Source organism: Streptomyces sp. NPDC002232, assembly GCF_042890295.1.
Classification (GTDB): domain Bacteria; phylum Actinomycetota; class Actinomycetes; order Streptomycetales; family Streptomycetaceae; genus Streptomyces.
Map to the genome: position 1 here is coordinate 519269 of NZ_JBIARV010000005.1, position 26383 is coordinate 545651.

General features: G+C 72.9%; 20 protein-coding genes. 12 read left to right on the top strand and 8 right to left on the bottom strand.

Going from position 1 to position 26383, the window contains the following annotated elements:
* Window positions 1-56: 56 nt before the first annotated feature.
* Entirely contained in the window at window positions 57-1829 is a 1773-nt protein-coding gene (locus ACFYXU_RS25450; protein WP_389460105.1) for a CocE/NonD family hydrolase, read from the bottom strand.
* A gap of 210 nt (window positions 1830-2039) precedes the next feature.
* Here ACFYXU_RS25450 and ACFYXU_RS25455 point away from each other — a divergent pair, with 210 nt between their 5' ends.
* Window positions 2040-2693 (top strand): GntR family transcriptional regulator, encoded by a 654-nt coding sequence (locus tag ACFYXU_RS25455; protein WP_376509398.1) that lies wholly within the window; start codon window positions 2040-2042, stop codon window positions 2691-2693.
* A 31-nt stretch (window positions 2694-2724) separates the two neighbouring features.
* Here the strand turns inward: ACFYXU_RS25455 and ACFYXU_RS25460 are convergent, their stop codons facing one another.
* Genes ACFYXU_RS25460 through ACFYXU_RS25475 form a run of 4 tightly spaced genes read right to left on the bottom strand, consistent with a single transcriptional unit; the run spans window position 2725 to window position 7843 of the window.
* Window positions 2725-3660, bottom strand: coding sequence for an LD-carboxypeptidase (locus ACFYXU_RS25460; RefSeq protein WP_389406353.1), 936 nt, complete (start codon window positions 3658-3660; stop codon window positions 2725-2727).
* Complete coding sequence (locus tag ACFYXU_RS25465) at window positions 3657-5660, bottom strand: S9 family peptidase (RefSeq protein ID WP_389406354.1); 2004 nt, start codon at window positions 5658-5660, stop codon at window positions 3657-3659. The genes ACFYXU_RS25460 and ACFYXU_RS25465 overlap by 4 nt, the downstream gene beginning before the upstream one ends.
* Window positions 5661-5682: 22 nt before the next feature.
* On the bottom strand, window positions 5683-7017 hold the full coding sequence (locus ACFYXU_RS25470) for a M20/M25/M40 family metallo-hydrolase (RefSeq protein ID WP_376509391.1): 1335 nt from the start codon (window positions 7015-7017) through the stop codon (window positions 5683-5685).
* Complete coding sequence (locus ACFYXU_RS25475) at window positions 7010-7843, bottom strand: M55 family metallopeptidase (RefSeq protein WP_384566190.1); 834 nt, start codon at window positions 7841-7843, stop codon at window positions 7010-7012. Before ACFYXU_RS25475 ends, ACFYXU_RS25470 begins: the two co-directional genes overlap by 8 nt.
* 432 nt (window positions 7844-8275) lie before the next feature.
* Here ACFYXU_RS25475 and ACFYXU_RS25480 point away from each other — a divergent pair, with 432 nt between their 5' ends.
* On the top strand, window positions 8276-9445 hold the full coding sequence (locus ACFYXU_RS25480; protein ID WP_389406463.1) for a hypothetical protein: 1170 nt from the start codon (window positions 8276-8278) through the stop codon (window positions 9443-9445).
* Window positions 9446-9457: 12 nt separating this feature from the next.
* Here the strand turns inward: ACFYXU_RS25480 and ACFYXU_RS25485 are convergent, their stop codons facing one another.
* Both ACFYXU_RS25485 and ACFYXU_RS25490 read right to left on the bottom strand, forming a co-directional pair.
* Window positions 9458-11929: an MFS transporter gene (locus tag ACFYXU_RS25485; RefSeq protein ID WP_389460108.1), complete on the bottom strand. Its 2472-nt coding sequence runs from the start codon at window positions 11927-11929 to the stop codon at window positions 9458-9460.
* Window positions 11930-12166: 237 nt separating this feature from the next.
* A complete protein-coding gene (locus ACFYXU_RS25490) occupies window positions 12167-12610 on the bottom strand; it encodes an SRPBCC family protein (protein ID WP_329853916.1) in 444 nt (147 codons plus the stop codon).
* Window positions 12611-12757: 147 nt separating this feature from the next.
* Between ACFYXU_RS25490 and ACFYXU_RS25495 the strand changes: the two genes are divergently transcribed.
* The 4 genes from ACFYXU_RS25495 (at window position 12758) to ACFYXU_RS25510 (ending at window position 17490) form a co-directional block, all read left to right on the top strand.
* Window positions 12758-13789, top strand: coding sequence for an Rv2578c family radical SAM protein (locus ACFYXU_RS25495; RefSeq protein ID WP_389460110.1), 1032 nt, complete (start codon window positions 12758-12760; stop codon window positions 13787-13789).
* Between the two features lie 126 nt (window positions 13790-13915).
* Window positions 13916-15535, top strand: a complete 1620-nt coding sequence (locus ACFYXU_RS25500) for an alpha/beta hydrolase (protein ID WP_376509385.1) — start codon at window positions 13916-13918, stop codon at window positions 15533-15535.
* A gap of 79 nt (window positions 15536-15614) precedes the next feature.
* Window positions 15615-16067 carry a RidA family protein gene (locus tag ACFYXU_RS25505; protein ID WP_361397798.1) on the top strand — a complete coding sequence of 151 codons (453 nt, stop codon included), beginning with the start codon at window positions 15615-15617 and terminating at the stop codon, window positions 16065-16067.
* Between the two features lie 133 nt (window positions 16068-16200).
* The gene (locus ACFYXU_RS25510) at window positions 16201-17490 is read left to right on the top strand and encodes an MFS transporter (protein ID WP_389460113.1); all 1290 of its coding nucleotides are present in this window, start codon (window positions 16201-16203) and stop codon (window positions 17488-17490) included.
* Here ACFYXU_RS25510 and ACFYXU_RS25515 read toward each other — a convergent pair.
* Complete coding sequence (locus tag ACFYXU_RS25515) at window positions 17461-18063, bottom strand: HEAT repeat domain-containing protein (protein WP_329853922.1); 603 nt, start codon at window positions 18061-18063, stop codon at window positions 17461-17463. The genes ACFYXU_RS25510 and ACFYXU_RS25515 overlap by 30 nt on opposite strands.
* 297 nt (window positions 18064-18360) lie before the next feature.
* Between ACFYXU_RS25515 and ACFYXU_RS25520 the strand changes: the two genes are divergently transcribed.
* The 6 genes from ACFYXU_RS25520 to ACFYXU_RS25545 all read left to right on the top strand — a co-directional run bounded on the left by ACFYXU_RS25520 (window position 18361) and on the right by ACFYXU_RS25545 (window position 26383).
* Complete coding sequence (locus tag ACFYXU_RS25520; protein WP_389460115.1) at window positions 18361-20142, top strand: 3-hydroxyacyl-CoA dehydrogenase family protein; 1782 nt, start codon at window positions 18361-18363, stop codon at window positions 20140-20142.
* Between the two features lie 115 nt (window positions 20143-20257).
* Window positions 20258-21115, top strand: coding sequence for a TetR family transcriptional regulator (locus ACFYXU_RS25525; RefSeq protein WP_389406360.1), 858 nt, complete (start codon window positions 20258-20260; stop codon window positions 21113-21115).
* Window positions 21116-21518: 403 nt separating this feature from the next.
* The gene (gene ccrA / locus ACFYXU_RS25530) at window positions 21519-22856 is read left to right on the top strand and encodes a crotonyl-CoA carboxylase/reductase (protein WP_376509377.1); all 1338 of its coding nucleotides are present in this window, start codon (window positions 21519-21521) and stop codon (window positions 22854-22856) included.
* 10 nt (window positions 22857-22866) lie between these two features.
* Window positions 22867-24903, top strand: a complete 2037-nt coding sequence (locus ACFYXU_RS25535; RefSeq protein WP_389406361.1) for a protein meaA — start codon at window positions 22867-22869, stop codon at window positions 24901-24903.
* Window positions 24900-25865, top strand: coding sequence for a CoA ester lyase (locus tag ACFYXU_RS25540; protein ID WP_073907415.1), 966 nt, complete (start codon window positions 24900-24902; stop codon window positions 25863-25865). Before ACFYXU_RS25535 ends, ACFYXU_RS25540 begins: the two co-directional genes overlap by 4 nt.
* 5 nt (window positions 25866-25870) lie before the next feature.
* Window positions 25871-26383: a MaoC family dehydratase gene (locus ACFYXU_RS25545; RefSeq protein WP_329853930.1), complete on the top strand. Its 513-nt coding sequence runs from the start codon at window positions 25871-25873 to the stop codon at window positions 26381-26383.

A 26383-nucleotide genomic window follows, 5' to 3' on the forward strand; every position in this document is an offset into this window, starting at 1 on the left:
GGGTCGTCACACTCCCGTCGTCGCCCGCGGGGCAGACGGGAGTGTGACGACACGCCCTAGCCGACCCTGCCCTCCACCAGGGGCAGGGACAGCGTCCCGGTGGACTCGGGGTCGCTCACGACGGTCACCGGCTTGATGCCCCGGTTGCCGGAGTACGCGGTGTCGCTCGCCGCGACGACGAACTCCAGCCGGTGACCCGTCTCGTACCGGTGGACGATGGCCGGCAGCTCGACGGTGAAGGGGCGGGTGACGTCGGGGACGCGCACCGGGGCGACCAGCCTGTTGACCAGCGTCTTCGTCCCGTCGGGCGCGACGTCGTAGAGCTTGGCGAAGAGCACGAGCTTGTCGGCGGCGTCGCCGGAGTCCTGGACGCGCTCGGTCGCGGGCGACACGACCCTGAGGGTGGCACTCGGTGCGCCGACGAGGTCGACGGGCCCGGTGAGCGGGGCGCTGGTCCAGCCGAGGTAGGTGCCGGGGGTGTCGTAGGGACGGGGGTCGGGGAGGCCGATCATGCCGGCGAGCGAGGACTCCGAGTGGCTGGTCGGGACCAGCCAGTTCGCGTACTGGCGGGAGCCGCGTGCGACCTTCGTACGGTTGTCGACGAGCTTGCCGTCGCCGGAGAGGTACAGCTGCTGGCTGAGCGCCGGGACGCGGTCGGCGGTGCCGTAGCCGTCGCGGCCCTCGCGATACCAGGCGAAGGCCGGACCGGTGTCCGCGGCGGTGTTCTTCCCGAGGTACCGGTCGAACCAGGCCAGGATCCGCCGCCCGACGTAGCTCGCCCCGGGATCGCCGAGGTCGAGCTCGCCCGCCCGCTGTCCCCCGCTGTGGCCCCAGGACTGCCAGATCATGCGGGTGTCGACGCCGCGCTCGCGGAGCCGGTCGTAGGTGGCGCGCGCCTCGTTCAGGTTGAACAGGCTGTCGGACTGCCCCTGCACGAGGAGCGTGGGGGCGTCGACCCGGTCCAGGTACGAGACCGGGGAGACGCTTCGGGCGTAGGCGAGCATGCGCTCGGTGGCGGCGGCCGGGTAGCGGCCGGAGTTGAGGAGCCTGATCGTGTCGCAGGCGTCGGTGACGAAGTGCAGACAGCCGAGGGAGTTGATCCGGCTGGGGTCGAGCGACGGCGACAGCAGGGGCTGGCCCTCGCCTATGAGGTAGAAGCCGTTCGCCCACTGCCACTTGAAGGCGCCGGGGGTGGCTCGGTCGGCGGCGTTGGGGGCGAGCGAGTAGGCCAGGTCGTTCCAGGTGATGAGGGGGACCAGGGCGTCGACGCGGGGATCGACGGCGGCCGTCGCGAGCTGGACGGCGCCTCCGTAGGAGCCGCCGATCATGCCGACGCGCGGATCGCCCTCGCCGTCCCGGGTGACGAAGTCGGCACGGGTGCCGTCGTCGGCGGCGCGGGTCCCGGCGAGGAAGTCGACGAGACGGGCCGCGGCCCGGCCGTCGGCCTCCGGGGCGTCGAGGGAGATCAGGCACCCGGACTTCCCGAAGCCGAGGCCGGAGTAGACGAGGCCGACGTAGCCCCGCTCGGCGAAGGCCTTGCCGACGGCGGCGGTGGAGTCGTCGCTCTTGCTGCCGCCGAAGCCGTTGGTGGCGAGCACGGCGGGTGCCGGGTGCGCGGCGTCGACCCCGGCGGGCCGGTAGAGGTCGGCGTCGACGGCGCAACTGCGCCCACCCGCCTCGACGGTGAAGCGGAGCGGGGTGACGGTGTACGGGGCGGGCGGCTCCTCCGCACCGACGGCGGGGCCGGCGAGGGCGAGCGGCCCGGCGAGCGCGGCCGCACCGGCCACGAGTGCGAGGACCTTGCGGGATCGGGGCACGGCACGGGACACAGAGACCTCCACGCTGAGGGCGACGCCGAGAGACCCACCGCACCTACCGACTGGTAGGTACTCGGTCGCCGCCCATGCTGTGACACGTGTCATAAGCCCGTCAACGCGTCGGACACGGGTTGTTGACGGAGATTCAGTGAAGGCCGCGCAGCCCGCTCCGACGGCTCGTCCCGCGGCCCGCCCGGCCCTCCTCGGTGGGAGAATGGCGGCATGACAGGCGCTGAGGAGTTCAAGCCCGAATCGGAGCGGGTGACGCGCGCCCTGCGCGACCAGATCATCGACGGGACCCGGGCGCCCGGCAGCAGGCTGGTCGAGCGGGAGATCGCGGCCGAGCTGGACGTGAGCCGGCTGCCCGTCCGCGACGCCCTGCGGGACCTGGTCGCGGAGGGGCTCGTGACGCCCCGGCCGCGCACCTGGGCGGTGGTCCGCGAGTTCAGCGCGTCCGACATCTCCGACCTGGGCGAGGTCCGGTCCGCCCTGGAGGTCCTCGGCTTCCGGCTCGCCGCGCAGCGCCGCACCCGGGCGGGGCTCGCCCAGCTCCGCGCCGACCTCGACGCCGAACTGGCCGCGGCGGCCAGGGGCGACGGCCAGGCAGCCCGGCGGGCGGCGGCCGACTTCCACGAGACCGTCACGGAGCTCGCGGACAACGCCCTGCTGACCGAACTCAACGCGACGCTGCGCAGCCGGATGCGCTGGATGCTCGGGCAGCACGACGACTTCACCGTCGTCGCCGAGGAGCACGCGGAGCTGTACCGGGGCATCGAGGCACGGGACGTGGAGCGCGTCGAGGCGCTGGCCCTGCGCCACCTGGAGACCAGCCGCGACGAGGCCGCCGCACACCAGCGCAGGACGGCACCGGAGTAGCGGTCCGACCAGCGCGGGGCGACACGCCCCGTCACCGCAAGGCGGGTACCTCCAGGGTGAGCGTGCACGTGTCCGTGTCGAGGGTGGCGGGGACGCCGAGCGGCAGGGTGAGCGCGGTCGGGCCGTGGCCGAAGCCCATCTCCTCCACCACCGGCACCCCGAGGCCGCCGAGCCGGTCGGTGAGGACCGCCCGCACGTCCTCGTAGGGACCGCACTCCTCCCAGGAGCCGAGGGCGACGCCCGCGACGCCGTCGAGCCACCCGGAGCGCAGGAGCTGGGTGAGGATGCGGTCGAGGCGGTACGGCTCCTCCCCCACGTCCTCCAGGAGCAGCAGCCCGCCCCGGGCCGAGGGCCGCCCGTGCGGGGTGCCGAGGTCGGCGGCGAGGAGGCTGACGCAGCCGCCGAGGGTCACGCCCCGGGCCCGTCCCGGCACCAGGGGCCGCCCCGTCCCCCGGCCGAGCGTCCGGACCGTGTCGGGCTCGAAGAGGGTGGCGCGCAGCGACTCCTGGGTGGCCGGGTCGGAGAGGAACGTGGCGGCGGCGACCATCGGTCCGTGCAGCGTGGCGAAGCCCGCGCGGACGGCGAGTGCCTCGTGCAGGGCGGTGACGTCGCTGTAGCCGACGAAGGCCTTGGGCCCGGCCGCGCGGATCGCCGCCCAGTCCACGAGGTCCACCATGCGCTGGGCGCCGAACCCTCCCCGGGCGCAGAGCACCGCGGAGACCGAGGGGTCGCACCAGGCCTCGGTGAGGTCGCGGGCCCGCGCCGCGTCGTCGCCCGCGAGGTACCGGAGCGCGGGGTGGGTGTCGAGGACGTGCGGCGCGACCACCGGTTCGAGACCCCAGCCGCGCAGCACGTCGAGCCCGGGGGCGAGCCGCTCCTCGGGGACCGGGCCGCTGGGGGCGACGACGGCGACCCGTGCCCCGGGCCGGAGCCGCTCCGCGCGGGTGAGGGCCTCCACGGGGCTCACGTGCGGTACTCCAGGTCCGGCACGTCGGTGCGCTCGATCCCGAAGGCCCCCGCGTACAGGGCGAGTTCGGCCTCCAGAGCACGGACCATGGTGTCGGCCCTGCGGAAGCCGTGCCCCTCCCCCTCGAAGGCGAGGTAGGCGTGCGGCACGCCCCGGCCGGCCGCGCGGGCGAGGAAGCGCTCGGCCTGTGCGGGCGGGCAGATGACGTCGTCGAGGCCCTGGAGCAGGAGGAACGGGGCGGTGACGCGGTCGACGTGCTCGATCGGCGAGCGTTCCTTGTAGCGGGCGGGCACCTGGTCGAGGGGGCCGATGAGTCCGTGGAGGTACTGGGACTCGAAGTCGTGGGTCTCGTCGGTGGCCCAGCCGCGCAGGTCGAGGATGGGATAGATGATGGTGCCGCAGGCGTACACGTCGGTGGAGACGAGGGACGCGGCCGTCGTCCAGCCGCCGGCGCTGCCCCCGCGCACGGCGAGCCGGGCCGGGTCGGCGGTACCCTCGGCGGCGAGCGCCGCCGCGACGGCCGCGCAGTCCTCGACGTCGACGACGCCCCACTGCTCGCGCAGCCGGTCCCGGTACTCCCGGCCGTAGCCGGTCGAGCCGCCGTAGTTGACCTCGGCGACGCCGATGCCGCGCGAGGTGAAGTAGGCGATCTCCAGGTCGAGGACGAGCGGGGCGTGGCCGGTGGGACCGCCGTGTGCCCAGATCACATAGGGCGGCAGCTCGTCCTCGGGTCCGCTGTAGCGGGGGTGGCGCGGCGGGTACACCTGTGCGTGAATCTCCCTGCCGCCGGGTCCGGTGAAGGTGCGGACGCGGGGCTCGGGGAGGTGGGCGGGGTCGACGGCGTCGGTGTGGGCGGCGCCGACGACGCGGCTGCGTCCGGTGCGGGTGTCGAGCTCGACGAGTTCGTAGGCGCTGTGCGGTCCGGCGGCGACGCCGACCACCCGGGTGCCGTGCGCGGCGAGGGCGGCGGCCCACTCCGTGCGGGGGCCCGCCGCGTCGGCGAGGGCGCGGCGCTCGGGGTCGAGGATGCCGAGCGTGGTGGTGCCCCGGCCGTGGACGACGGCGATCAGCCCGTTCTCCAGGGGCGTGAACCAGCGCAGTCCGATCTTCCAGAGCGGGCCGCCGAACTCCTCGGCGCGCGGGCAGAGCGCCTCCGGCGCGGCGAGGGAGCCGTCGGCGGCGACCTCCGCACGGTAGAGGTTCCACCAGCCGGTGCGGTCGCTGACGAAGAGCAGCCGGCCGGCCGCGTCCCACTCGGCCTGCGGGATCGACTCGGCGGTCCCTCCGGCGACGGTCCGGGCCGCGCCGAAGGTGCCCTCGGGGGTGACCTCGGCGAGCAGGACCTCGGTGCCGTCCCAGGGCATCCGGGGGTGGTCCCAGGCGATCCAGGCCGCGCGGCGGCCGTCCGGGGAGAGCCGGGGGCCGGTGACGAAACGGTGCCGCTCGTCGGCGAGTTCACGGACGGCGCCACGGTCCTCGGCCGCCGAGCCGTCGAGGGGAACGGCGGCGAGGACGCGGCGCACGTCGGTGGGCGCGGGGCCGGTGAACTCCTCCAGGACGCACCACACCTCGTCCCGGTCCGGATGGATGACCGGGTCCACCCAGCGCAGCCCGCCGCCGACGTCGCAGACGGGGGTCAGCGGCCTCGGCTCGGCGCCGGGGGCGGCGTCGGGCTCGTACGCGTAGAGCCGCTGGTCGGGGAAGTGGCAGAACACGGCGAGCGGTCCGCCGGCCGGCCGGGCGACGGCCGCCCACGGCTGGCCGCCGTACTCGATCACCCGGCTCCGGACGTTCCACGGGGGCGGCAGCAGGCTCTCCTCGGTGCCGTCGGCGCGCCGCCGGACCAGGGCGCGCCGGCCGCCCTCGGCGGGGCGGGGCGCGGTCCACCACAGCTCGTCTCCGACGGTGCCGAGGTACTCGGGCCGCCCGTCGTGCGCGGCGGCGAGCGCGGCGCTCACGGGTGACGGCCAGCTGCCGTACCGGGCCGTGGTCGTGGTCATCCCATCTCCCCCTGTGCTGGGTCTACGCGGACTTCAGGTAGTGGTCGAGGACGCGGACGCCGAAGTGCAGGGCGTCCACCGGCACGCGCTCGTCGACTCCGTGGAACAGCGCGCCGTAGTCGAGGTCCGGGGGCAGCCGGAGCGGCGAGAAGCCGTACCCGGTGATGCCGAGCCGGGAGAACTGCTTGGCGTCGGTGCCGCCGGACATGGTGAAGGGCACGACGCGGCCGGCCGGGTCGAAGCGCTCGACGGCGGCGCGCAGCTTGGCGAAGGTCGGGGAGTCGACCGGGGCCTCCAGGGGCACCTCGCGGTGGTGGAACTCCCACTCCACGTCGGGCCCGGTGAGCAGGTCCATGGTCGCGGCGAACTCCTCCTCCGCGCCCGGCAGCATCCGCCCGTCGATGTACGCGACGGCCTGTCCGGGGATGACGTTGACCTTGTACCCGGCGTCGAGCATGGTCGGGTTGGCGCTGTTGCGGACGGTCGGTTCGACGAGGGCGGCGGCGGGGCCGAGCTTGTCGAGGAGGAGGTCGACATCGAGGTCGCGGGCCGCCGTGTCGATGTCGATGCCGTACAGGGCGGCGAGTTCGGTGAGGGCCGCGCGGACGGTCGTGGTGAGGCGGACCGGCCAGGTGTGGGCCCCGATCCGGGCGACGGCGGCGGCGAGGCGGGTGACGGCGTTCGCCGTGTTCACCTTGGAGCCGTGGCCGGCCCGGCCGTGGGCGGTGAGCTTGAGCCAGGCGGTGCCCCGCTCGCCCGCCGCGATCGGGTAGAGGGTGAGGCCGGGGTGCGGGTGGAAGCTGAACGCCCCGGACTCGCTGATGCCCTCCGTACAGCCTTCGAAGAGGGACGCGTGCCGGTCGGCGAGGAAGCCGGAGCCGTCCTCGGCGCTGGCCTCCTCGTCCGCGGTGTAGGCGAGGACGATGTCGCGGCGGGGACGGACGCCGTGGCGGGCCCAGGCGCGGACGACGGACAGGACCATCGCGTCCATGTTCTTCATGTCGACGGCGCCGCGCCCCCACACGATCCCGTCGCGGACCTCGCCGGAGAAGGGGTGCACGCTCCATTCGGCGGGGTCGGCGGGCACCACGTCCAGGTGGCCGTGGACCAGGAGCGCGTCGGCCGAGGGGTCGGTGCCGGGGATCCGTGCCACCACGTTGGTGCGGCCGGGGGTCCGCTCCAGGAGGGTGGGTTCGATCCCGGCGTCCGCGAGCCGCTCGGCGACGTACTCGGCGGCGGGCCGCTCGCGGCAGTCGCCGCCGCCGCGGTTGGTGGTGTCGATGCGGATGAGCTCGGAGGTGAACGTGACCACCTCGTCGAGCGCCTTCGTGTCCGGGCTCCGGACCTCCTCAGCCATACTGCTCCTCCACCGCGGCCGAGACGATGGTCGTGACCGCCTTGAACGTGCGAATTGCCTCGTACATGGTCTCGCTGGTGTACGCGACGCGCCGCTCGCCGCCCCGCGCCACGCCGGGAACCACCGTGGCGGCGGCGCCCAGGTGATCGGCGTCGAACTCGAGCTCCACCGTGAAGGGGCCGCCCCGGACCGGCTCGTGCCGGACGGCGAGTGCGGCGCCGGTCTTCGCCGCGGCGCGGATGTCGGCGGCGGTCCTGGCCGGGGGGCGGCACACCGCCGCGTACCGCGAGACGTGGTCCTTGACGGCGACCTTCGGTGCCCCGGGGGCGTATCCGAGGGCGTCCTCGCAGGTCAGGTCGTCCCCGGTGACGAGGACGACCGGCACGCCGAACTCCGCGACCACCTGGGCGTTGAGAAGGCCCTCACTGGCCCGCTCGCCGTCGAGCCAGACCCCGGTGATGGAGTTCGCGAGGTAGGTGTGCGCGAGGACCCCCTCGGTACCGGCGCCCGTGTGGTAGCCGACGAAGGCGATGCCGTCGACGTCCCCGTGCTGCACGCCCTCGACCATCGAGAGGGACTTGTGCCGCCCGGTGAGCATCTCGGCCCGCTCGTCGAGCCGCTCCAGGAGCAGATTCCGCATGGACCAGTGCGCTTCGTTGATGAGGACCTCGTCCGCGCCGCCGTCGAAGAAGCCGAGCACGGCGGCGTTCACGTCGGACGTGAACATCGCGCGGCACCGCTCCCACTGGGGCGTGCCGGGCAGCACGTCGGCGGGCCAGGTCACACCGGTCGCGCCCTCCATGTCGGCGCTGATGAGGATCTTCATGTCTGGCACCGTACGCGCCGCCCGGCCGCCCTACCACCCCTGTGGATAAACGTCGTTGGAGTGGACCACTGGCATCCGCCGGACGGCCCTACGGCTCGCCCGGCGGGTTCCGGATGCGCCCCGGGCACCCGGTGGGGCACGATGCCGTGGGCCGCGCCGGCGCGCCACCCGATCGGCGGCCCTCGAATCGGGCGAAACGCCGCCAAGGGGTGCGTATAGGCTGTCGGCCGCAGCCGTCGTTGTCGACCTTCCGGAGAGCTCTCGGTGACCATCGCTTTCACCCCGTCCGAATCCGCGCCCGCCGAGACCGAGCCCGTCGCGGCCCAGCCCCCCGCCGTCCCCGGACCCGCCGAATCCGCCGTCGTACCGGGACCCGCCGGATCCCCCGTCGTCCCCGGATCCCCCGTCGTCCCCGAGCCCGCGGGGCCCGTCATGGCGGAGGAGCCCGAGTTCTGGGAGCCGTCGGCCCCCGAGCCCCTGGAGGACCGTGAGGACCGTGAGGACTCGGAGCCCGAGCCGGACCAGGAGGACCCCGAGCCCCTGGAGCACCACGCACCCCAGGAGGACCAGGGTGACCAGGACGACGACGACCCCCTGGACGGACAGGCCCACGATCCCGTCGTCGTCCGTGACGCCCACGACTTCGGGGTGTACGCGCGGACCGGCGGCTGGGCCTTCGCCCTCAAGGTGGCCCGGAGCGTCCGGCCCGGCGGGCAGGCGGCCGAGGGGACGGCCCTGAGGAAGGTCTCGGCGAAGGCCTTCGCCCAGCTCGCCGGCTGCTCCCCCGAGCGGGTCATGCGCCACTACCGGGCCTGGGACATGGCGGCCGACGACGGTCTGGTCCCGCAGTTCGAGGTGCTGGTCCCCGGCGAGGACATCGAGCTGCCGGACGCGGACGTGTGGCTCCAGTACTACGCCTCGCGCAACAGCGCCTCCTCCGTGCGGGGCCAGGCGATCAGCGCGGCGGCCGAGGCCGAGGGCATCCGGCCGACGAAGGCACTGGAGGTCGCGGAGAACCCGACGGCGCTGCGGGCGGCGATCCTCGCCGACCCCGGGACGGCGGAGGCCGCGCGCGGGGCGCTGCTGGACCGGATGAAGGAGGACCCGGCGCTCCAGACGGAGATGGCCAGGGCCTTCGCGCGCACCGACGACCTGAAGAAGGCCGTGGCGAGCGAGGCGAAGGCGGCCGACCGCATCGGATACGTCCGGCAGATCGTCGAGAACGGCCAGATCAAGACCCCCGCCGGACAGACCGTGGAGGCGCCGGCCGAGCTGCGGGCCGAGGCCGAGCGCCATCTGTCGCTCCTCGACGAGCTGGACGACTCGGAGGAGGCGGGCGAGTGGGCCGGCGAGGCCTACGACACCGTGAAGGGCCTGGTCGCCAAGGCGGTCGAGGAGGATCCGGCGCTGCGCGTCCAGGAACGGCGGACGCGGTTCTACAGCAGTTTGCAGAAGGCGACGAAGGTCTTCGAGGAGCTGACCCTCGACGAGGTGATGGAGGAGGACATCTACGAGGCGGACATGCTCCAGCGCCTGGAGGCCCTCCAGGAGGCGATCGGCACCTGCATCAGCGCGCTGCGCAAGGCGACGACCACCTCCTGAGCACCGCCCCGGTCAGTCCTGGTGGCCGAGCTGGAGGTCGCGCTCGGTGCGGCCTCCGCCGGCCACCTGGAGGACGGTGGCGACGGGCGGGTAGCCGGCGGCGATGACCGTGTACTCGCCGGAGGACAGGTCGATGAAGCGGAAGGAGCCGTCGGCGCCGGTGGTGAGGGTGTCGACGACGTTGCCCGCGGCGTCGAGGAGGGTGACCCGGGCGTCCTCCACGGGACGCCCGCCGCCGGCCCGGACGGTGCCGCGCAGGACCGCGCCGCCGGCCAGTTCGATGTCCTGGCGGGTCTCGCGGGAGGACTGGACGCTGACGGGGAGCGCGGCGGGCCGGAAGGCGGGGGCACTGGCGGCGAGGGTGTACTCGCCCGCGACGAGCTCCCCGATGACGTACCCGCCCTCGCGTCCGCTGCGGGTGGAGGCGACGACCTCGCCGCGCACGTCGGTGAGGGTGACCGCGGCGTCCCGGACCGGCGTGCCGTCGGCCGTGACGACGGTGCCCGCGAGCCGCCCGGCGCCGCCGAGGACGACGTCGAGCTCGACGGGCCGGTCGCCGACCGTGACGGAGACGGCCTGCGGCTGGTGTCCGCCGGCCGCGGCGATGAGGACGTAGGCGCCGCCACCGGGGGCGCTGAGGGCGTACCGGCCGTCCTCGCCGCTCGCGCCGCGGCCGACCTGGCGGCCCTGGACGTCGATCAGGGTGAGCGCGGCCCGGGGGACGCGGCTGCCGTCGTGGTGCTGGACGGTGCCGCAGACCGGCACCCCGGAGTGCGTGGGGGCGGGTCCGGCGCTGGCGGGAGCGGGGGCCGCGTGCCGGGCGTGCGGGAACGCCTGCGCGGCGCCGAGGTCGATGGCCTCGGTGGCCTCGGTGAGGGGGCTGTGGTGGGACACCAGCGGTTTCTCCTTGAGGAAGAAGGCGAGGACGAGGCCGAGCACGAGGACCGGCACGAGGTAGAGGAAGATCCGCGGCATCGCGTCCGCGTACGCCTGGATGTAGGCGTCCCGCAGGGCCGGCGGCAGGGTGTGGACGGTCCCCGGTGTGATCGACTCGGCGGGCGGCAGGGACACCGGCCCGCCCTGGGCGAGGACGCCGGCGAGGCGGTCGCCGAGGGCGTCGTCGAGGCGGGAGGCGAAGAGGGTGCCGAAGACGGCGGCGCCGACGCTGCCGCCGATCTGGCGGAAGTAGGTGTGGGCGCTGGTGGCGGTGCCGAGGTCCGCGGGGCGGACGGAGTTCTGCACGGCGAGCACCAGCACCGGCATGACCAGGCCGATGCCGGTGCCGAGGACGGCCTGCCAGAGGCTGTGCTGGAGGCGCGGGGTGTCGGCGTCCATGCGGGAGAGCAGCCACATGCCGAGGACGGCGACGGCCCCGCCGATCACCGGGTAGATCTTGTAGTGGCCGGTGCGGCTGATGAGCTGGCCGGAGACGACGGAGGCGATGACGATGCCGCCCATGAGGGGGAGCATCAGGAGCCCGGACTCGGTGGCGCTGGCGCCCTCGACCATCTGAAGGAAGCTGGGGAGGTAGCTGGCGGCGCCGAAGAGCGCGATGCCGACGACGGCGCCGACGAGCGCGGTGACGGTGAAGACGGAGTCGCGGAACAGGCGCAGCGGGATGAGCGGTTCGGGCGCGAAGTGTTCGACGACCAGGAAGAGCAGGGTCGTTCCGGCGGCTCCGCAGGCCAGGGCGAGGATGACCCGGGAGCCCCAGGCGTATTCGGTGCCGCCCCAGCTGGTGAGGAGGACCAGGCAGGTGGACGCGGCGGCGAGGAGCAGGGCGCCGAGGACGTCGAAGCGCGCGCGTGCCGTGGGCTTGGGGAGCTTGAGGACGGCGGCGACGACGGCGAGGGTGACGAGCCCGAAGGGGACGTTGAAGTAGAAGCACCAGCGCCAGGAGACGTGGTCGGTGAAGAATCCGCCGAGCAGGGGGCCGGCGACGGACGCGAGGCCGAAGGCGGCGCCGATGAGTCCCATGTAGCGGCCGCGTTCGCGGGGCGGGACGATGTCGGCGATGATCGCCTGGACGCCGATCATGAGGCCGCCGGCTCCGGCACCCTGGATCGCGCGGAAGGCGATGAGTTCGTCCATGGTCCGGGACCAGCCGGCGAGTGCGGAGCCGATGACGAAGACGACGATCGCGAAGAGGAAGACGCCCTTGCGGCCGAGCAGGTCGCCGAGCTTCCCGTAGACCGGCAGGCCGATGGTGGAGGTCAGCAGGTAGGCGGTGATCGCCCAGGACATCCGGTCCAGGCCCTGGAGTTCGCCGACGATCTTCGGCAGGGCGGTGGCCACGATCATCTGCTCCAGCGCGGCCAGGAGCAGCGCGAGCATGAGGCCGCAGAAGACGAGCCGTACGCGGCGGGGGTCGAGGGCGGCGGGGCCCGGCCCGTCCGGCGGGGCGAGATCGGCGGGCGGAGCGTGCAGGGGTTCCGCTTCCCCCACGGCGTCCTGGACGCCTTTGACCATCGTGATCGCACCCACGTACCTGCTCCCCTCGTCGCGGCGTCTGCGCCGCGCCATTCTTCGCATTGGGCGCGAAGGGGGAGCAAGTCGGGCGGCGCGGGAGGGCGGTGGCGCTCCGGGGGCGAACGTCCCTGCGCCACGGCGCACTTGGGTCGCTCATCAGCGCGTTTACGAGAAGGCCCGCGCCCCCCGGCGCGCGGGAGCGCCGGTACGGGGGTGCGGGCGATCCACTCGAATCGGTGAACGCTCCGGGCGTTACTTCTCGACCTCGTCCGCCAGCTTGGCGAGGACGGCGTCGTAGATGCGGCCGAGGCCCTTGGGCGCGAAGGTCTTCTCGAAGAAGCCGCCGATGCCGCCGGCGCCGTTCCAGACGGTGGTCACGACGGCGCGGGACTTGCCCTCACCGGCGGGGGTCACGGTCCAGGTGGTGACCATGGAGGAGTTGCGGTCCTTCTCGACGAGCTGCCCCTCGGTGGGCTCCGTGACCTCCAGGAGGCAGTCGCGGACGCGCTTGCTGGTGGCCTGGAGCTTCCAGTGGACGAGGGTGCCCTCGCCGTCGCCGCCCTCGCGCACCTCGTACTCGCTGAAGTGCTCGGGGAGCACCTTCGCGCGCGTGCCGCTGTAGTCGGCCAGCGCGTCGAACACCGTCTCCGCGTCCGCGGCGATGATCCGTTCCGTGGTGGCCTCGACCTGCGCCATCGACTTCCTCCAGCTCGTGATTCCTCAAGGGTGTGGCCCAAGCGAACCACGTGGGCTGCGGGGGGCGAAATCCGGGTTGCGGCGATCAAGGGAACAGATGTTCTATTCTGGGCGAACGGTCGAGGCAGAGCCACCGAGGAGGCGTCCATGCGCTGGGACAATCTGGGCGAAAACCCCACCGCCCCCGCCGACATCTCGCTGTTCGGCACGGACGCGGTCACGACCCGGACCTTCGACACCCCCGAGTTCCGGGGCGTCACCTTCCACGAGGTCCGGGCCCGCTCGATCCTGAACCGGGTGCCCGGCGCCTCCCGGATGCCGTTCGAATGGACGGTCAACCCCTACCGGGGCTGCACGCACGCGTGCGTGTACTGCTTCGCCCGCAAGACCCACAGCTATCTCGACCTCGACACCGGCCTCGGCTTCGACTCCCAGATCGTCGTCAAGATCAACGCCCCGGAACTGCTCGCCCGGCAGCTCGCCTCCGCCCGCTGGCAGGGCGCGCACGTCGCCATGGGCACCAACGTCGACTGCTACCAGCGCGCCGAGGGCCGCTACCGGCTGATGCCCGGCATCCTCACCGCGCTGCGGGACCGGGCCAACCCGTTCTCGATCCTCACCAAGGGCACCCTGATCCTGCGCGACCTGGAGCTCCTGACCCAGGCCGCCCGGGTCACCGAGGTCGGCATCTCCGTCTCCGTCGGCTTCACCGACCAGGAGCTCTGGCGGACGATCGAGCCCGGCACCCCCTCGCCGCAGCGGCGCCTCGACGTCGTCCGCACCCTCGGCGCGCACGGCATCGACTGCGGGGTCCTGATGGCGCCCGTGGTGCCCTTCCTCGGCGACCGCCCCGAGCAGCTGCGCGCCACGGTCCGGGCGATCGCCGAGGCCGGCGCGAGCTCGGTCACCCCGCTCGTGCTGCACCTGCGCCCGGGCGCGCGCGAGTGGTTCATGACCTGGCTCCGCGCGCACCACCCGGGCCTGGTGCGGCGGTACGAGCGGATGTACGCGGACGGGGCCTACGCGCCGACCTGGTACCAGCGCCGGATCACCCGTCAGGTGCACGAGCTGGCGGCCGAGTTCGGCATCGGGCCCGCGCACCGGGGCACGGGACGCCGGATCCCCGTACCGGAGGAGCCCGCCGACGCCGCCGGTCCCGAGCAGCTCACCCTGCTGTGAGGCACCCCCGGAGCTCTTCTCCGATCATCGGACCGGTCACCTGACACGCCGTCGGATCCGCATCCGTTCGGGTCAACTCTCGGCGAAACAGGACCTCTCCGGGCCGGTTCGGGACACAAACGCCCTATGACCCCACGCGCAGGAATGCTGATCGCCGCTGGAGCGCTGGTCGCCGGGACGGTCACCGTCCTGCCCGCCGCCCCCGCGGACGCCGGTGAACCGACCCCCCGCCCGCTCCCCCCGCTCGCCTGGACCGACTGCGCCACGCAGGCGTACCCCCGGCTCCAGTGCGCCACCCTGAAGGTCCCGCTCAACCACGACGACCCGGCCGGGCGGAAGATCACCCTCGCCCTCACCCGGGTCCCGCACACCGCGAAGACCTCCCAGGGCCCCCTGCTCGTGAACCCGGGCGGCCCCGGCGGCAGCGGGCGCGGGATGGCCGGGTACGTCGCGGCCTCGCTGCCCCCGAAGGTGGCGGCCGAGTACGACGTGATCGGCTTCGACCCGCGCGGGGTCGGCAAGAGCGAGCCCGCGCTCGACTGCGAGCCCGGTCACTTCGCCCCCGTGCGGGCCGACTCGGTCCCGGGCTCGGCCGCGGCCGAGCGTGCGGCCGTCGAGCGGGCGCAGACCTTCGCCCGGGCCTGCGGCAAGAAGTACGCGGACGTGCTGCCGTACATCGACACCGTGAGCACCGCCCGGGACCTGGACGCGATCCGGCACGCGATCGGCGCCCAGAAGATCAACTACCTCGGCTACTCCTACGGCACCTACCTGGGCGCCGTGTACGCGCGCCTGTACCCGGACCGGGTGCGGCGCATGGCGCTCGACTCCGTCGTGAACCCGCACGGCGTCTGGTACGAGGACAACATCGCCCAGGACTACGCCTTCGACACCCGCCACAAGGACTTCATGGCCTGGGTGGCCCGGCAGAACGCCGTGTACAAGCTGGGCACCGACCCCGACAGGGTCGAGGCCGCCTGGTACCGGATGCGCGACGCGCTGCGCGCGACCCCGGCCGGCGGGAAGGTCGGTCCCGGCGAGCTGGAGGACACCTTCCTGCCGGGCGGGTACTACAACGGCTACTGGCCGCGCCTGGCGAGCGCCTTCGCGGCGTACGTCAACGACGCGGACCCGAAGCCGCTCACGGAGGCGTACGAGCGGTACGGGGAGGCCGACGCGGCGGCCGACAACGGCTACTCGGTCTACACGAGCGTGCAGTGCCGGGACGCGGGCTGGCCCCGCGACTGGAACGTGTGGCGCAAGGACACCTGGGACGTGCACGCGAAGGCGCCGTTCTCGACCTGGAACAACGCCTGGTACAACGCGCCCTGCGCCTTCTGGCCGGTGGAGTCCCTCACCCCGCCGGACCTCAGCAACGACCAGCTGCCGCCGGTCCTCATCCTCCAGGCCACGGACGACGCGGCCACCCCGTACGAGGGAGGGGCCGCGCTGCACCGGCTGACGCGCGGCTCCAGCCTCGTCGTCGAGCAGGGCGGCGGGAACCACGGGGTGACCCTCGGCGGGAACGACTGCCTCGACGAGCACCTCGCCGCCTACCTCGCCACCGGAAAGGTCCCGCGCGGTGAGGGCGACTCCGAGGTGGACGCGGTGTGCGCCGCGCTCCCCGAGCCCGAGCCGGAGCCGGTGACCGCGGCCGCCCCGGAGCCGTCCGGCAAGCGGGCCGGCTCACTGCGCGCGGAGCCGGCCGGAACCGCCCTCCACGGCCTCCTGGGCCACGTCCGCTGACCGGTCCTCCGACCCCCCGGTGCCCGCGCCCCGCCAGGGGTGGCGGGCACTGTCAGTGGCATGGGCGAGGATGTGGGGCATGACGAGCCACCTCACCCACCTGCCCGCCCCCGACGGCCTCGCGCCCAGCCCCCAGTACAGCCACGTCGTCTGGGGCACGGGCCGGTTCGTCGCGATATCCGGGCAGTGCGCCCTCGACGCCTCCGGGGCGGTGGTCGGCGCGGGCGACGCCGCCGCCCAGGCCCATCAGGTCTTCGCGAACCTGGAGCGCTGCCTCGCGGCGGCCGGGGCGGGCTTCGGCGACGTGGTGAAGCTGACCTACTTCGTCACGGACGTGGCCCACCTCCCGGCGGTCCGGGACGCCCGGGACGCCCACTTCGCGGGAGCGCCGCTGCCGGCGAGCTCGGCGGTGCAGGTCTCCGCGCTGGTCCGCCCGGAACTCCTGGTCGAGATCGAGGCGTTCGCCCTGGTTCCGGAGCAGGCCGGGTCGGCCCCGGGCGAGACCGTGGCGGAGCTCCGTTTGCTACGTTGACGCGCATGTTCCTCTTCCGTGCGTAGGAGTCGGCGATCCGACGACCGTGCCCACCGGGCGCGGTGTCCCGCCGACCCCGCACGCCCCGGCGTCCCGGGCCCTCGCCCGGCGCCCTCCGACGAGGAACCCCGTCATGTCCGTGACCTCCCCCGCCCACTCCCCCGCACCCACCTACGCGGCGGTGCTGCGGGCTCCGTACGCGCGCCGCACCTTCGCGGCGGGCCTCCTGGGGAGGCTGTCCAACGGCACCGCCCCGCTCTCCCTGATCCTCTCCGTCAAGGACGGCACCGGTTCGTACGCCGTGGCCGGCTCGGTCATGGCCGCGTACGGGCTGACCGCCGTCCTGCTCTCGCCCGCGCGGGCGGCCCTCGTCGACCGCTTCGGGCCGCGCCGCGCCCTGGTGCCGCCGGCCGCCGCGCAGGCGCTGCTGCTCGTCGCGCTCGCGGTGGCGACGGCCCGGCCCGCGGCCCCGGCCGCCGCCCTGACGGTCCTGGCCTCCGCCGCGGGGGCGCTGCCGCCGCCGCTCGGGCCGGTGACCCGCGCGATGCTGAGCGCGACGCTGACCGACCGGGACCTGCTGCGGCGCGCGTACAGCCTCGACACGGTGGCGGAGGAACTCCTCTTCGTCACGGGTCCGTTGCTGGTGGGGCTGCTCGTGCGGTTCGCCTCGGCGCCGGCCGGCCTCGTGCTGAGTGCGGGGCTCGTGCTGACCGGCACCCTGGCCCTCGTCGCCTCGCCCGCGGTGCGGCACGGAGCCGGGGAGCGCGGCTCCACCGCCGAGGGCCGGGCGGCCGGCGGCCGGCGTGCGTCCGGTCCCGGGCTGTCCAGGGCGGTGGCCGTGGCGGCGGCGGTCGGCATGTGCCTGGGCGCCGTCGAGCTGCTGGTGATCGCCTTCGCCGACGGACACCACCGTCCCGGGGCGGTGCCGTGGGCGATGGCGGCCCTGTCCGCGGGCAGCGCGGTCGGCGGCCTGGTCCACGGCGCCGTGCCGTGGCGGGTCCCGACGGCCGTGCGCCTGTCGGTGCTGTCCCTCTGCCTCGGCGCGGTCCTGGCGTCCGCGGGGCTCTCCCCGCATCCGTACGCGATGGTCGGCTGGGTGGCGCTCGGCGGTCTCTTCCTGGCACCGGCGATCACCAGCGCCTACCTCCTCGCCGACGAGTCCGCCGGGGAGGGCGGGCGCACCCGGGCCGGCGCCTGGGTCGGCACCGGGTTCAACGCGGGCACGACGGTGGCGACGGCGGGGGCTGGGCTCCTGGTGGGGCGGCTTCCGATGGCGCTGTGCTTCGCCGTGGCCGCACTCCCGGCGGTGCTCATGGCCGTCGTGACGCTGCTCCCGGCGGTGCTCACGGCGGTCGTGACGCCGTCCCCGGCCGGTGCGCGACGGCGTGCCGGGTCAACGGGCGCCGTCGAGGCGGGTGAGTGACCGCCGGGCGGCTGCGGCGAGCCGGGGGTGCGGGAGCGCGGCCTCCAGGGCGGGGCGGGCCCGGGGGTCGCCGAGGGTGCCCAGTCCTTCGACGCAGGCGAGACCGACCCGCCAGTGCGGGTCGCCGGTGCGCAGGCGCCGCTCCAGGACGGTGATCAGGGCCGGTGCGGACTCGGGGGCGCGCAGCTCGGCGAGCAGCCGCACCGGCAGCAGGGCGTAGGCGGCGCGGAGTTCGTTGGTGGCGAGGGCGGCGGCGGCGCGCGCGGTGCGCGGGTCGCCGAGCCGGGCCAGGGCGTGGGCGGCGGTGACGCACCGCTCCGGGTCGCGGTGGTTGAGGAGGAGGACGAGGGCCTCGAAGGCGCGCGGGTCGCCGGTGACGCCCAGGACGTAGGCGGCGATCTCGCGGGCCCAGAGCGGCTGTCCGGGGGCGGTGAGGAGGCGGTGCAGTTCTTCGGGATCGTCCGTCGCGGCGAGTTCGCCGAATGCCGCCGGGACTTCTCCGGTGTCATTCTCGATCTCTTCCCGCAATCGATCGATCATCGAGCAGAATTCCGGGTCCTCGGACATTTCCATGAATCCGACCCTATCCGCGATCCAGATCACACTTTCCCAACTTCCCGGGACTGGCGCGCTCGTTACCGGCCGGTTAGTCTCAGGTGAGCGGGCACCACCCGCACTTCGCACGACGGCCTGGTGACGCAGCCGTTGTGTTCGTTCGTCGGTTCGGCAGTTTCGACGTGGCTCCGGGACAGAGTCCGTAGCCCCTTTCTCCAGGGCTCCGCCCTGCTTTCCGGGCATCGCCCTCGCACTTTCCCGCGCCTTTCGCGCGCGCACTGCCCTCAGTCGTCACTCTTCCTCTGGAGTCCCCTGATGGACACCCCTCTCTCCACCATCGCCGTCGTCGGTCTCGGCACCATGGGCGCGGGCATCGCCGACGTCCTCGCCCGGGCCGGCCGCGAGGTCATCGGCATCGACATCAGCGACACCGCCGCGGCCCAGGCCGTCGCCGCACTGGAGGCCTCCACCGCCCGGGCGGTGGCCCGCGAGCGGATCACCGAGGAGGAGCGGCAGGACGTCCTGGCCCGCTTCCGCACCTACTCCGACCTCCAGGCGGCCGCCGAGGCCGACCTCGTGATCGAGGTCGTGCCGGAGTCGTACGAGGCGAAGCAGGAGGTCTTCCGGGCCCTCGACGGCATCGTGCGCCCCGACGCGATCCTGGCCACCGGCACCAACGCCCTGTCCGTGACCCGGCTCGCCGCCGACTCGGCGCACCCCGAGCGGGTCCTCGGCCTGCACTTCTTCGCCCCGGTCCAGGCCATGAAGCTGGTCGAGGTGGTCTCGTCCGTCCTGACCGACCCCCGGGCCGTCGACACCGTCACCCGCCTCGCCCAGGACCTCGGCAAGGAGCCGGTGGCGGTCGGCGACCGGGCGGGCTTCATCGCGGACGGCCTGCTCTTCGGCTACCTGAACCAGGCCGCGGCCATGTACGAGGCCAAGTACGCCTCCCGCGAGGACATCGACGCGGCGATGAAGCTGGGCTGTGGCCTGCCGATGGGCCCGCTGGCACTGCTCGACCTGATCGGCGTCGACACGGCCCGTACGGTCCTGGAGGCCATGTACGCGGCCTCGCACGACCGGCTGCACGCGCCCGCCCCGATCCTGAAGCAGCTCAGCGAGGCCGGGCTGACCGGACGCAAGGCGGGCCGCGGCTTCTACACGTACGCGGCGCCGGGCTCCGGCGAGCTCGTGCGCGACGCCCTGACCCCGCTGACCTCCGCCGGCGCCGGTGCCGGGCGCGCGGTCTCCTCGGTCGGCGTCGCCGGCTCCGGCACGATGGCCTCCGGCATCGCCGAGGTCTTCGCCAAGGCCGGGTACGCGGTCGTGCTCGCCGCCCGCTCCCAGGAGAAGGCCGACACCGCCAAGGCCCGGATCGCCACGTCGCTCGCCCGCTCAGTGACCAAGGGCCGGATGACGGCCGAGGCCCGCGACACGACGCTGGCCCTGATCACCCCGGCCGGTTCGCTCGACGCCTTCGCCGAGGTCGACCTGGCCGTCGAGGCGGTCGCCGAGGACCTGACGGTCAAGCAGGAGCTGTTCGCGCGGCTCGACAAGATCTGCAAGCCGGGCGCGGTGCTCGCCACCACGACCTCCTCGCTGCCGGTCATCGCCTGCGCCCGGGCGACCACCCGCCCGCAGGACGTCGTCGGGATGCACTTCTTCAACCCGGCGCCGGCGATGAAGCTGGTCGAGATCGTGCGTACGGTCCTGACCGGCGACGACGTCCACGCGACCGTCCGCGAGGTCACCGCGCGGATCAGGAAGCACCCGGTGGACTGCGGCGACCGCGCCGGCTTCATCGTGAACGCGCTGCTCTTCCCGTACCTGAACAACGCGATCAAGATGGTCGAGGAGCACTACGCCACCCTGGACGACATCGACGCCGCCATGAAGCTGGGCGGCGGCTACCCGATGGGCCCGTTCGAGCTGCTCGACGTGGTCGGCCTGGACGTCTCGCTCGCGATCGAGCGGGTGCTGCACCGCGAGTTCCGCGACCCGGGCCTCGCCCCGGCCCCGCTCCTGGAGCATCTGGTGGCGGCGGGCTGCCTGGGCCGCAAGACGGGTCGCGGCTTCCGCGAATATGCCCGACGCTGAGCCCCGCGCCGCCGGCTGGGGCGGTCTGCTGAGTCCCCCGGGCACCGCCGGTGCCCCGGGGGCCTCCCCGCCCCCACCTGGGCACACTCCCGCTCCGATGCAGTACGTTCGGACCATGCCCAAGGCCGCGAAGACACCCCGTGCCACGTCCCCGTCCGACGCTCCGGAGAGCACGGCGGGCACGCGTGCCGCCGCGCAGCGGCTCAAGATGCGCCGGGAGCTCGCCACGGCGGCGATGGAGCTCTTCGCGACCAAGGGGTACGAGGCGACGACCGTCGACGAGATCGCGGCCACGGCCGGGGTCGCGCGGCGGACCTTCTTCCGGCACTTCCGGTCCAAGGAAGAGGCGATCTTCCCCGACCACGACGACACCCTCGTGCGGGCGGAGGCGGTGCTGAACGCGGCCCCGCCGCACGAGCACCCGCTCGACACGGTGTGCCGGGGCATCAAGGAAGTCATGAAGATGTACGCGGCGTCCCCGGCGGTCTCCGTGGAGCGCTACCGGCTCACCCGTGAGGTGCCGACCCTGCGCGAGCGGGAGATCGCCTCGGTGGCCCGCTACGAGCGGCTCTTCACCCGCTATCTCCTCGGGCACTTCGACGAGCGGGACCACCACGACGGCAACGACGACCCGCTGCTCGCCGAGGTGGCCGCCTCGGCGGTCGTCACCGCCCACAACCACGTCCTGCGCCGCTGGCTGCGGGCGGGCGGCCAGGGTGACGTGGAGGCCCAGCTCGACCACGCCTTCGCGATCGTCCGGGAGACCTTCGGCACGGGCATAGGCGGCCGTCCGGCGCCCGCCTCCACGCCGGCGGGCCAGACCGGTCAGGCGGCGGCCCCGGCGGACGCCTCCGCCGCGGCGCCCGTCGCGCGGGTCTCCGGCGCGGGCGACGTGGTGGTCGCCGTGGCCCGCACGGACGCTCCGCTCGACGAGGTCATGCGGACGATCCAGCAGGCGCTCAAGGAGGCCTGAGCACCACTCCTCGAAGAGGGCCGCCCCCGGTTTCCGGGGGCGGCCCTCTTTGTGTTCCCGCAGCTCACGGGTGTTTTCGATCGATCATCGCTCATCCGAGAGGGGCAGATTGCATCTGAGTGAAATTGTTGGCACGCAGTGCCTTGTCAGGTGACACGGCGTGCCATACGTTGATGTTGTCCGGGTGGCCGGCCCACGGAGAACACACCTCCGCGGGCCGGCTGTCCCCACCGACCGACGGCCGGTGCGCCCGGACGCCTGCGTCACAGGCACCCTCGCGCTCCACCACACAGCGCCGCCACCGCACCACCCAGCCGAACCGACGGCACACCTCCACAGCAGCACGTCCCGCCGTAACCCCCAGGCGTCCCTCCCTCAGGACGCTCACCGCCGGAGGCAACCCGTGAAGGAAATCCTGGACGCGATCCAGTCCCCGGACTCCACGTCCGCCGACTTCGCGAACATCAAGCTCCCCGAGTCGTACCGGGCCGTCACCGTCCACAAGGACGAGGCGGAGATGTTCGCCGGCGTCGAGAGCCGCGACAAGGACCCGCGCAAGTCGCTCCACCTCGACGACGTGGCGCTCCCCGAGCTCGGCCCAGGCGAGGCGCTCGTGGCCGTCATGGCCAGCTCCGTCAACTACAACTCGGTCTGGACCTCGATCTTCGAGCCCGTCTCGACCTTCGGCTTTCTGGAGCGCTACGGCCGGCTCTCGGAGCTGACCAAGCGCCACGACCTGCCGTACCACGTCATCGGCTCCGACCTCGCGGGCGTCGTCCTGCGCACCGGCCCCGGCGTCAACGCCTGGCAGCCCGGCGACGAGGTCGTCGCCCACTGCCTCTCGGTCGAGCTGGAGTCCTCGGACGGCCACAACGACACGATGCTCGACCCCGAGCAGCGCATCTGGGGCTTCGAGACCAACTTCGGCGGCCTCGCCGAGATCGCGCTCGTCAAGTCCAACCAGCTCATGCCGAAGCCCGGCCACCTGAGCTGGGAGGAGGCGGCGGCCCCCGGCCTCGTCAACTCCACCGCCTACCGCCAGCTGGTCTCCAACAACGGCGCCGGCATGAAGCAGGGCGACAACGTCCTCATCTGGGGCGCGAGCGGCGGACTCGGCTCGTACGCCACCCAGTTCGCCCTGGCCGGCGGCGCCAACCCGATCTGTGTCGTCTCCTCCCCCGAGAAGGCCGACATCTGCCGGGCCATGGGCGCCGACGCGGTCATCGACCGCAACGCCGAGGGCTACAGGTTCTGGAAGGACGAGAACACCCAGGACCCGCGCGAGTGGAAGCGCTTCGGCTCCAAGATCCGCGAGCTGACCGGCGGCGAGGACATCGACATCGTCTTCGAGCACCCGGGCCGCGAGACCTTCGGCGCCTCCGTGTACGTCACCCGCAAGGGCGGCACCATCACCACCTGCGCCTCCACCTCGGGCTACATGCACCAGTACGACAACCGCTACCTGTGGATGTCGCTGAAGCGGATCATCGGCTCGCACTTCGCCAACTACCGCGAGGCGTGGGAGGCCAACCGCCTGATCGCCAAGGGCAAGATCCACCCCACCCTGTCGAAGGTCTACTCCCTGGAGGAGACCGGCCAGGCCGCCTACGACGTCCACCGCAACCTGCACCAGGGCAAGGTCGGCGTCCTCGCGCTCGCCCCGCAGGAGGGCCTCGGCGTCAGCAACCCCGAGCTCCGCGCCCAGCACGTCGACGCCATCAACCGCTTCCGGAACATCTGAGGTCCCGAAGATGACTGAGCGCCAGAAGGACCGGCCGTGGCTCATGCGGACGTACGCCGGTCACTCGACCGCCGAGGCGTCCAACGAGCTGTACCGGCGCAACCTCGCCAAGGGTCAGACCGGCCTCTCGGTCGCGTTCGACCTGCCGACGCAGACCGGGTACGACCCCGACCACATCCTCGCCCGCGGCGAGGTCGGCCGGGTCGGCGTCCCCGTCTCGCACCTCGGTGACATGCGCCGGCTGTTCCAGGACATCCCCCTGGAGCAGATGAACACCTCGATGACCATCAACGCCACGGCCATGTGGCTTCTGGCGCTCTACCAGGTGGCCGCCGAGGAGCAGGGCGCGGACATCACCCGGCTCCAGGGCACCACCCAGAACGACATCGTGAAGGAGTACCTGTCGCGCGGGACGCACGTCTTCCCGCCCGGCCCCTCGCTCCGCCTCACGACCGACATGATCGCGTACACGGTCAACCACATCCCGAAGTGGAACCCGATCAACATCTGCAGCTACCACCTGCAGGAGGCCGGGGCCACGCCGGTCCAGGAGATCTCGTACGCGATGGCCACCGCGATCGCGGTCCTCGACTCGGTCCGCGACTCCGGTCAGGTCCCCGAGGAGCGCTTCGGCGAGGTCGTCGCCCGCATCTCCTTCTTCGTGAACGCGGGCGTCCGGTTCATCGAGGAGATGTGCAAGATGCGCGCCTTCGGCCGCATCTGGGACAAGATCACGCTGGAGCGGTACGGCATCGAGAACGCCAAGCAGCGCCGGTTCCGCTACGGCGTCCAGGTCAACTCGCTCGGTCTCACCGAGGCCCAGCCGGAGAACAACGTCCAGCGGATCGTCCTGGAGATGCTCGCCGTCACCCTCTCCAAGGACGCCCGCGCGCGCGCCGTGCAGCTCCCGGCCTGGAACGAGGCCCTCGGCCTCCCCCGGCCCTGGGACCAGCAGTGGTCGCTCCGCATCCAGCAGGTGCTCGCCCACGAGTCCGACCTGCTGGAGTACGAGGACATCTTCGCCGGCTCGCACGTGATCGAGGCCAAGGTGGAGGCCCTCGTCGAGGAGTGCCTGGCCGAGATCGACCGGATCCAGGAGATGGGCGGCGCGATGGCCGCCGTCGAGTCCGGCTACCTCAAGTCGCAGCTGGTCTCCTCGCACGCCGAGCGGCGCGCCCGGATCGAGGCGGGCGACGAGAAGATCGTCGGCGTCAACATCTTCCAGTCGACCGAGGAGAACCCCCTCACCGCCGACCTGGACACCGCGATCATGACGGTCGACCCGGCCGTCGAGGCCCGGGTCACCGGCTCCCTGAAGACCTGGCGCGACAACCGCTACCAGCCGCCCTTCAACCACCCGAGGCCCTGCAAGGCCCTGGAGCGCCTCAAGGAGGCCGCCCAGGGCACGGACAACCTCATGGAGGCCACCCTGGAGTGCGCCCGCGCCGGGGTCACCACGGGCGAGTGGGCCGGGGCCCTGCGCGAGGTGTTCGGCGAGTTCCGCGCCCCGACGGGCGTCTCCTCCGCCCCGGTCGCCGTGACGGCCGAGGCGGGCACCCCGCTCGCCGTCGTCCGCGACAAGGTGGCCCGCACCGCCGAGGAGCTGAACGTCGGCCGGCTGCGCCTGCTGGTCGGCAAGCCGGGCCTGGACGGGCACTCCAACGGGGCCGAGCAGATCGCCGTACGCGCGCGAGACGCCGGTTTCGAGGTGGTCTACCAGGGCATCCGGCTCACCCCCGAGCAGATCGTCGGCGCCGCGCTGGCGGAGGACGTGCACTGCGTGGGCCTGTCGATCCTCTCCGGCTCGCACGCCGAGCTGGTCCCGGACGTCCTGGAGCGTCTCCGCGAGGCGGGCGCGCACGACGTGCCGGTCATCGTCGGCGGGATCATCCCCACCGCCGACGCCGCAGAACTGAAGCGCGCGGGTGTCGCCGCCGTCTTCACACCGAAGGACTTCGGCATCACGGAGATCATCGGCCGTATCGTCGACGAGATCCGCACAGCCCACCAGCTCAGCCCCCTTGAAAGTACGGAGGTCCTCGCATGACCAGCCCTGTGAACCGGCTCCGCCCCCGCCGCTCCTGCCTCGCGGTGCCCGGCTCCAACCCGCGCTTCCTGGAGAAGGCCCAGGGGCTCGCGGCCGACCAGGTCTTCCTGGACCTGGAGGACGCGTGCGCCCCGCTGGCCAAGCCCGAGGCCCGGCACACCATCGTGAAGTTCCTGAACGAGGGCGACTGGACCGGCAAGACCCGCGTGGTCCGCGTCAACGACTGGACGACCCACTGGACCTACCGCGACGTCGTCACCGTCGTCGAGGGCGCCGGCCAGAACCTCGACTGCATCATGCTGCCGAAGGTCCAGGACGCCCAGCAGATCGTCGCCCTCGACCTGCTGCTCACGCAGATCGAGAAGACCATGGGCTTCGAGGTCGGCAAGATCGGCATCGAGGCGCAGATCGAGAACGCCCAGGGCCTGAACAACGTCAACGCGATCGCGCAGGCCTCCCAGCGCGTCGAGACGATCATCTTCGGCCCGGCCGACTTCATGGCCTCCATCAACATGAAGTCCCTCGTCGTGGGCGAGCAGCCGCCCGGCTACCCGGCGGACGCGTACCACCACATCCTGATGAGCATCCTGATGGCGGCCCGCGCCAACAACCTCCAGGCGATCGACGGCCCCTACCTGCAGATCCGCAACCAGGAGGGCTACAAGGCCGTCGCGCGGCGCGCCGCCGCCCTGGGCTTCGACGGCAAGTGGGTGCTGCACCCGGACCAGGTCGCCGCCGCGAACGAGATCTTCTCGCCCTCGCAGGAGGACTACGACCACGCCGAGCTGATCCTCGACGCGTACGACTACTACACGTCCGAGGCCGGCGGGAAGAAGGGCTCCGCGATGCTCGGCGACGAGATGATCGACGAGGCCTCCCGCAAGATGGCCCTGGTCATCTCCGGCAAGGGCCGCGCCGCCGGCATGCAGCGCACGAGCAAGTTCGAGATCCCGGAGGCCTGAGAGCGATGCAGTTCGGCCGCACCTATGAAGAGTTCGAAGTCGGTGCCGTCTACAAGCACTGGCCCGGAAAGACGGTCACCGAGTACGACGACCACCTTTTCTGTCTGCTGACCATGAACCACCATCCGCTGCACATGGATGTGAATTACGCCGAGAACACGACGGACTTCGGCAGGAACGTCGTCGTCGGCAATTACATCTACTCGCTGCTGCTCGGCATGTCCGTCCCGGACGTCTCCGGCAAGGCCATCGCCAATCTGGAGATCGAGTCGCTGCGGCACGTGGCACCGACCTTCCACGGCGACACGATCTACGGCGAGACCACGGTCCTCGACAAGACCCCGTCGAAGTCGAAGAACGACCGCGGAATCGTCTACGTCGAGACCAAGGGCTACAAGCAGGACGGCACCCTCGTGTGCGTCTTCCGCCGCAAGGTGATGGTCCCCACCGAGACGTACATCAAGGAGCGCGGCGGCGAGCAGCCCGGCCGCCCCCAGCTGAAGGAACAGGGGAAGTAG

Excerpts from the sequence above, each read along its gene's own strand:
- ACFYXU_RS25455 (WP_376509398.1), top strand. The coding sequence starts at position 2,040 with ATGACAGGCGCTGAGGAGTTCAAGCCCGAATCGGAGCGGGTGACGCGC.
- ACFYXU_RS25465 (WP_389406354.1), bottom strand. The coding sequence starts at position 5,660 with ATGACCACGACCACGGCCCGGTACGGCAGCTGGCCGTCACCCGTGAGC.
- ACFYXU_RS25470 (WP_376509391.1), bottom strand. The coding sequence starts at position 7,017 with ATGGCTGAGGAGGTCCGGAGCCCGGACACGAAGGCGCTCGACGAGGTG.
- ACFYXU_RS25475 (WP_384566190.1), bottom strand. The coding sequence starts at position 7,843 with ATGAAGATCCTCATCAGCGCCGACATGGAGGGCGCGACCGGTGTGACC.
- ACFYXU_RS25480 (WP_389406463.1), top strand. The coding sequence starts at position 8,276 with ATGGCGGAGGAGCCCGAGTTCTGGGAGCCGTCGGCCCCCGAGCCCCTG.
- ACFYXU_RS25490 (WP_329853916.1), bottom strand. The coding sequence starts at position 12,610 with ATGGCGCAGGTCGAGGCCACCACGGAACGGATCATCGCCGCGGACGCG.
- ACFYXU_RS25495 (WP_389460110.1), top strand. The coding sequence starts at position 12,758 with ATGCGCTGGGACAATCTGGGCGAAAACCCCACCGCCCCCGCCGACATC.
- ACFYXU_RS25500 (WP_376509385.1), top strand. The coding sequence starts at position 13,916 with ATGACCCCACGCGCAGGAATGCTGATCGCCGCTGGAGCGCTGGTCGCC.
- ACFYXU_RS25505 (WP_361397798.1), top strand. The coding sequence starts at position 15,615 with ATGACGAGCCACCTCACCCACCTGCCCGCCCCCGACGGCCTCGCGCCC.
- ACFYXU_RS25510 (WP_389460113.1), top strand. The coding sequence starts at position 16,201 with ATGTCCGTGACCTCCCCCGCCCACTCCCCCGCACCCACCTACGCGGCG.
- ACFYXU_RS25515 (WP_329853922.1), bottom strand. The coding sequence starts at position 18,063 with ATGGAAATGTCCGAGGACCCGGAATTCTGCTCGATGATCGATCGATTG.
- ACFYXU_RS25520 (WP_389460115.1), top strand. The coding sequence starts at position 18,361 with ATGGACACCCCTCTCTCCACCATCGCCGTCGTCGGTCTCGGCACCATG.
- ACFYXU_RS25525 (WP_389406360.1), top strand. The coding sequence starts at position 20,258 with ATGCCCAAGGCCGCGAAGACACCCCGTGCCACGTCCCCGTCCGACGCT.
- ACFYXU_RS25535 (WP_389406361.1), top strand. The coding sequence starts at position 22,867 with ATGACTGAGCGCCAGAAGGACCGGCCGTGGCTCATGCGGACGTACGCC.
- ACFYXU_RS25540 (WP_073907415.1), top strand. The coding sequence starts at position 24,900 with ATGACCAGCCCTGTGAACCGGCTCCGCCCCCGCCGCTCCTGCCTCGCG.
- ACFYXU_RS25545 (WP_329853930.1), top strand. The coding sequence starts at position 25,871 with ATGCAGTTCGGCCGCACCTATGAAGAGTTCGAAGTCGGTGCCGTCTAC.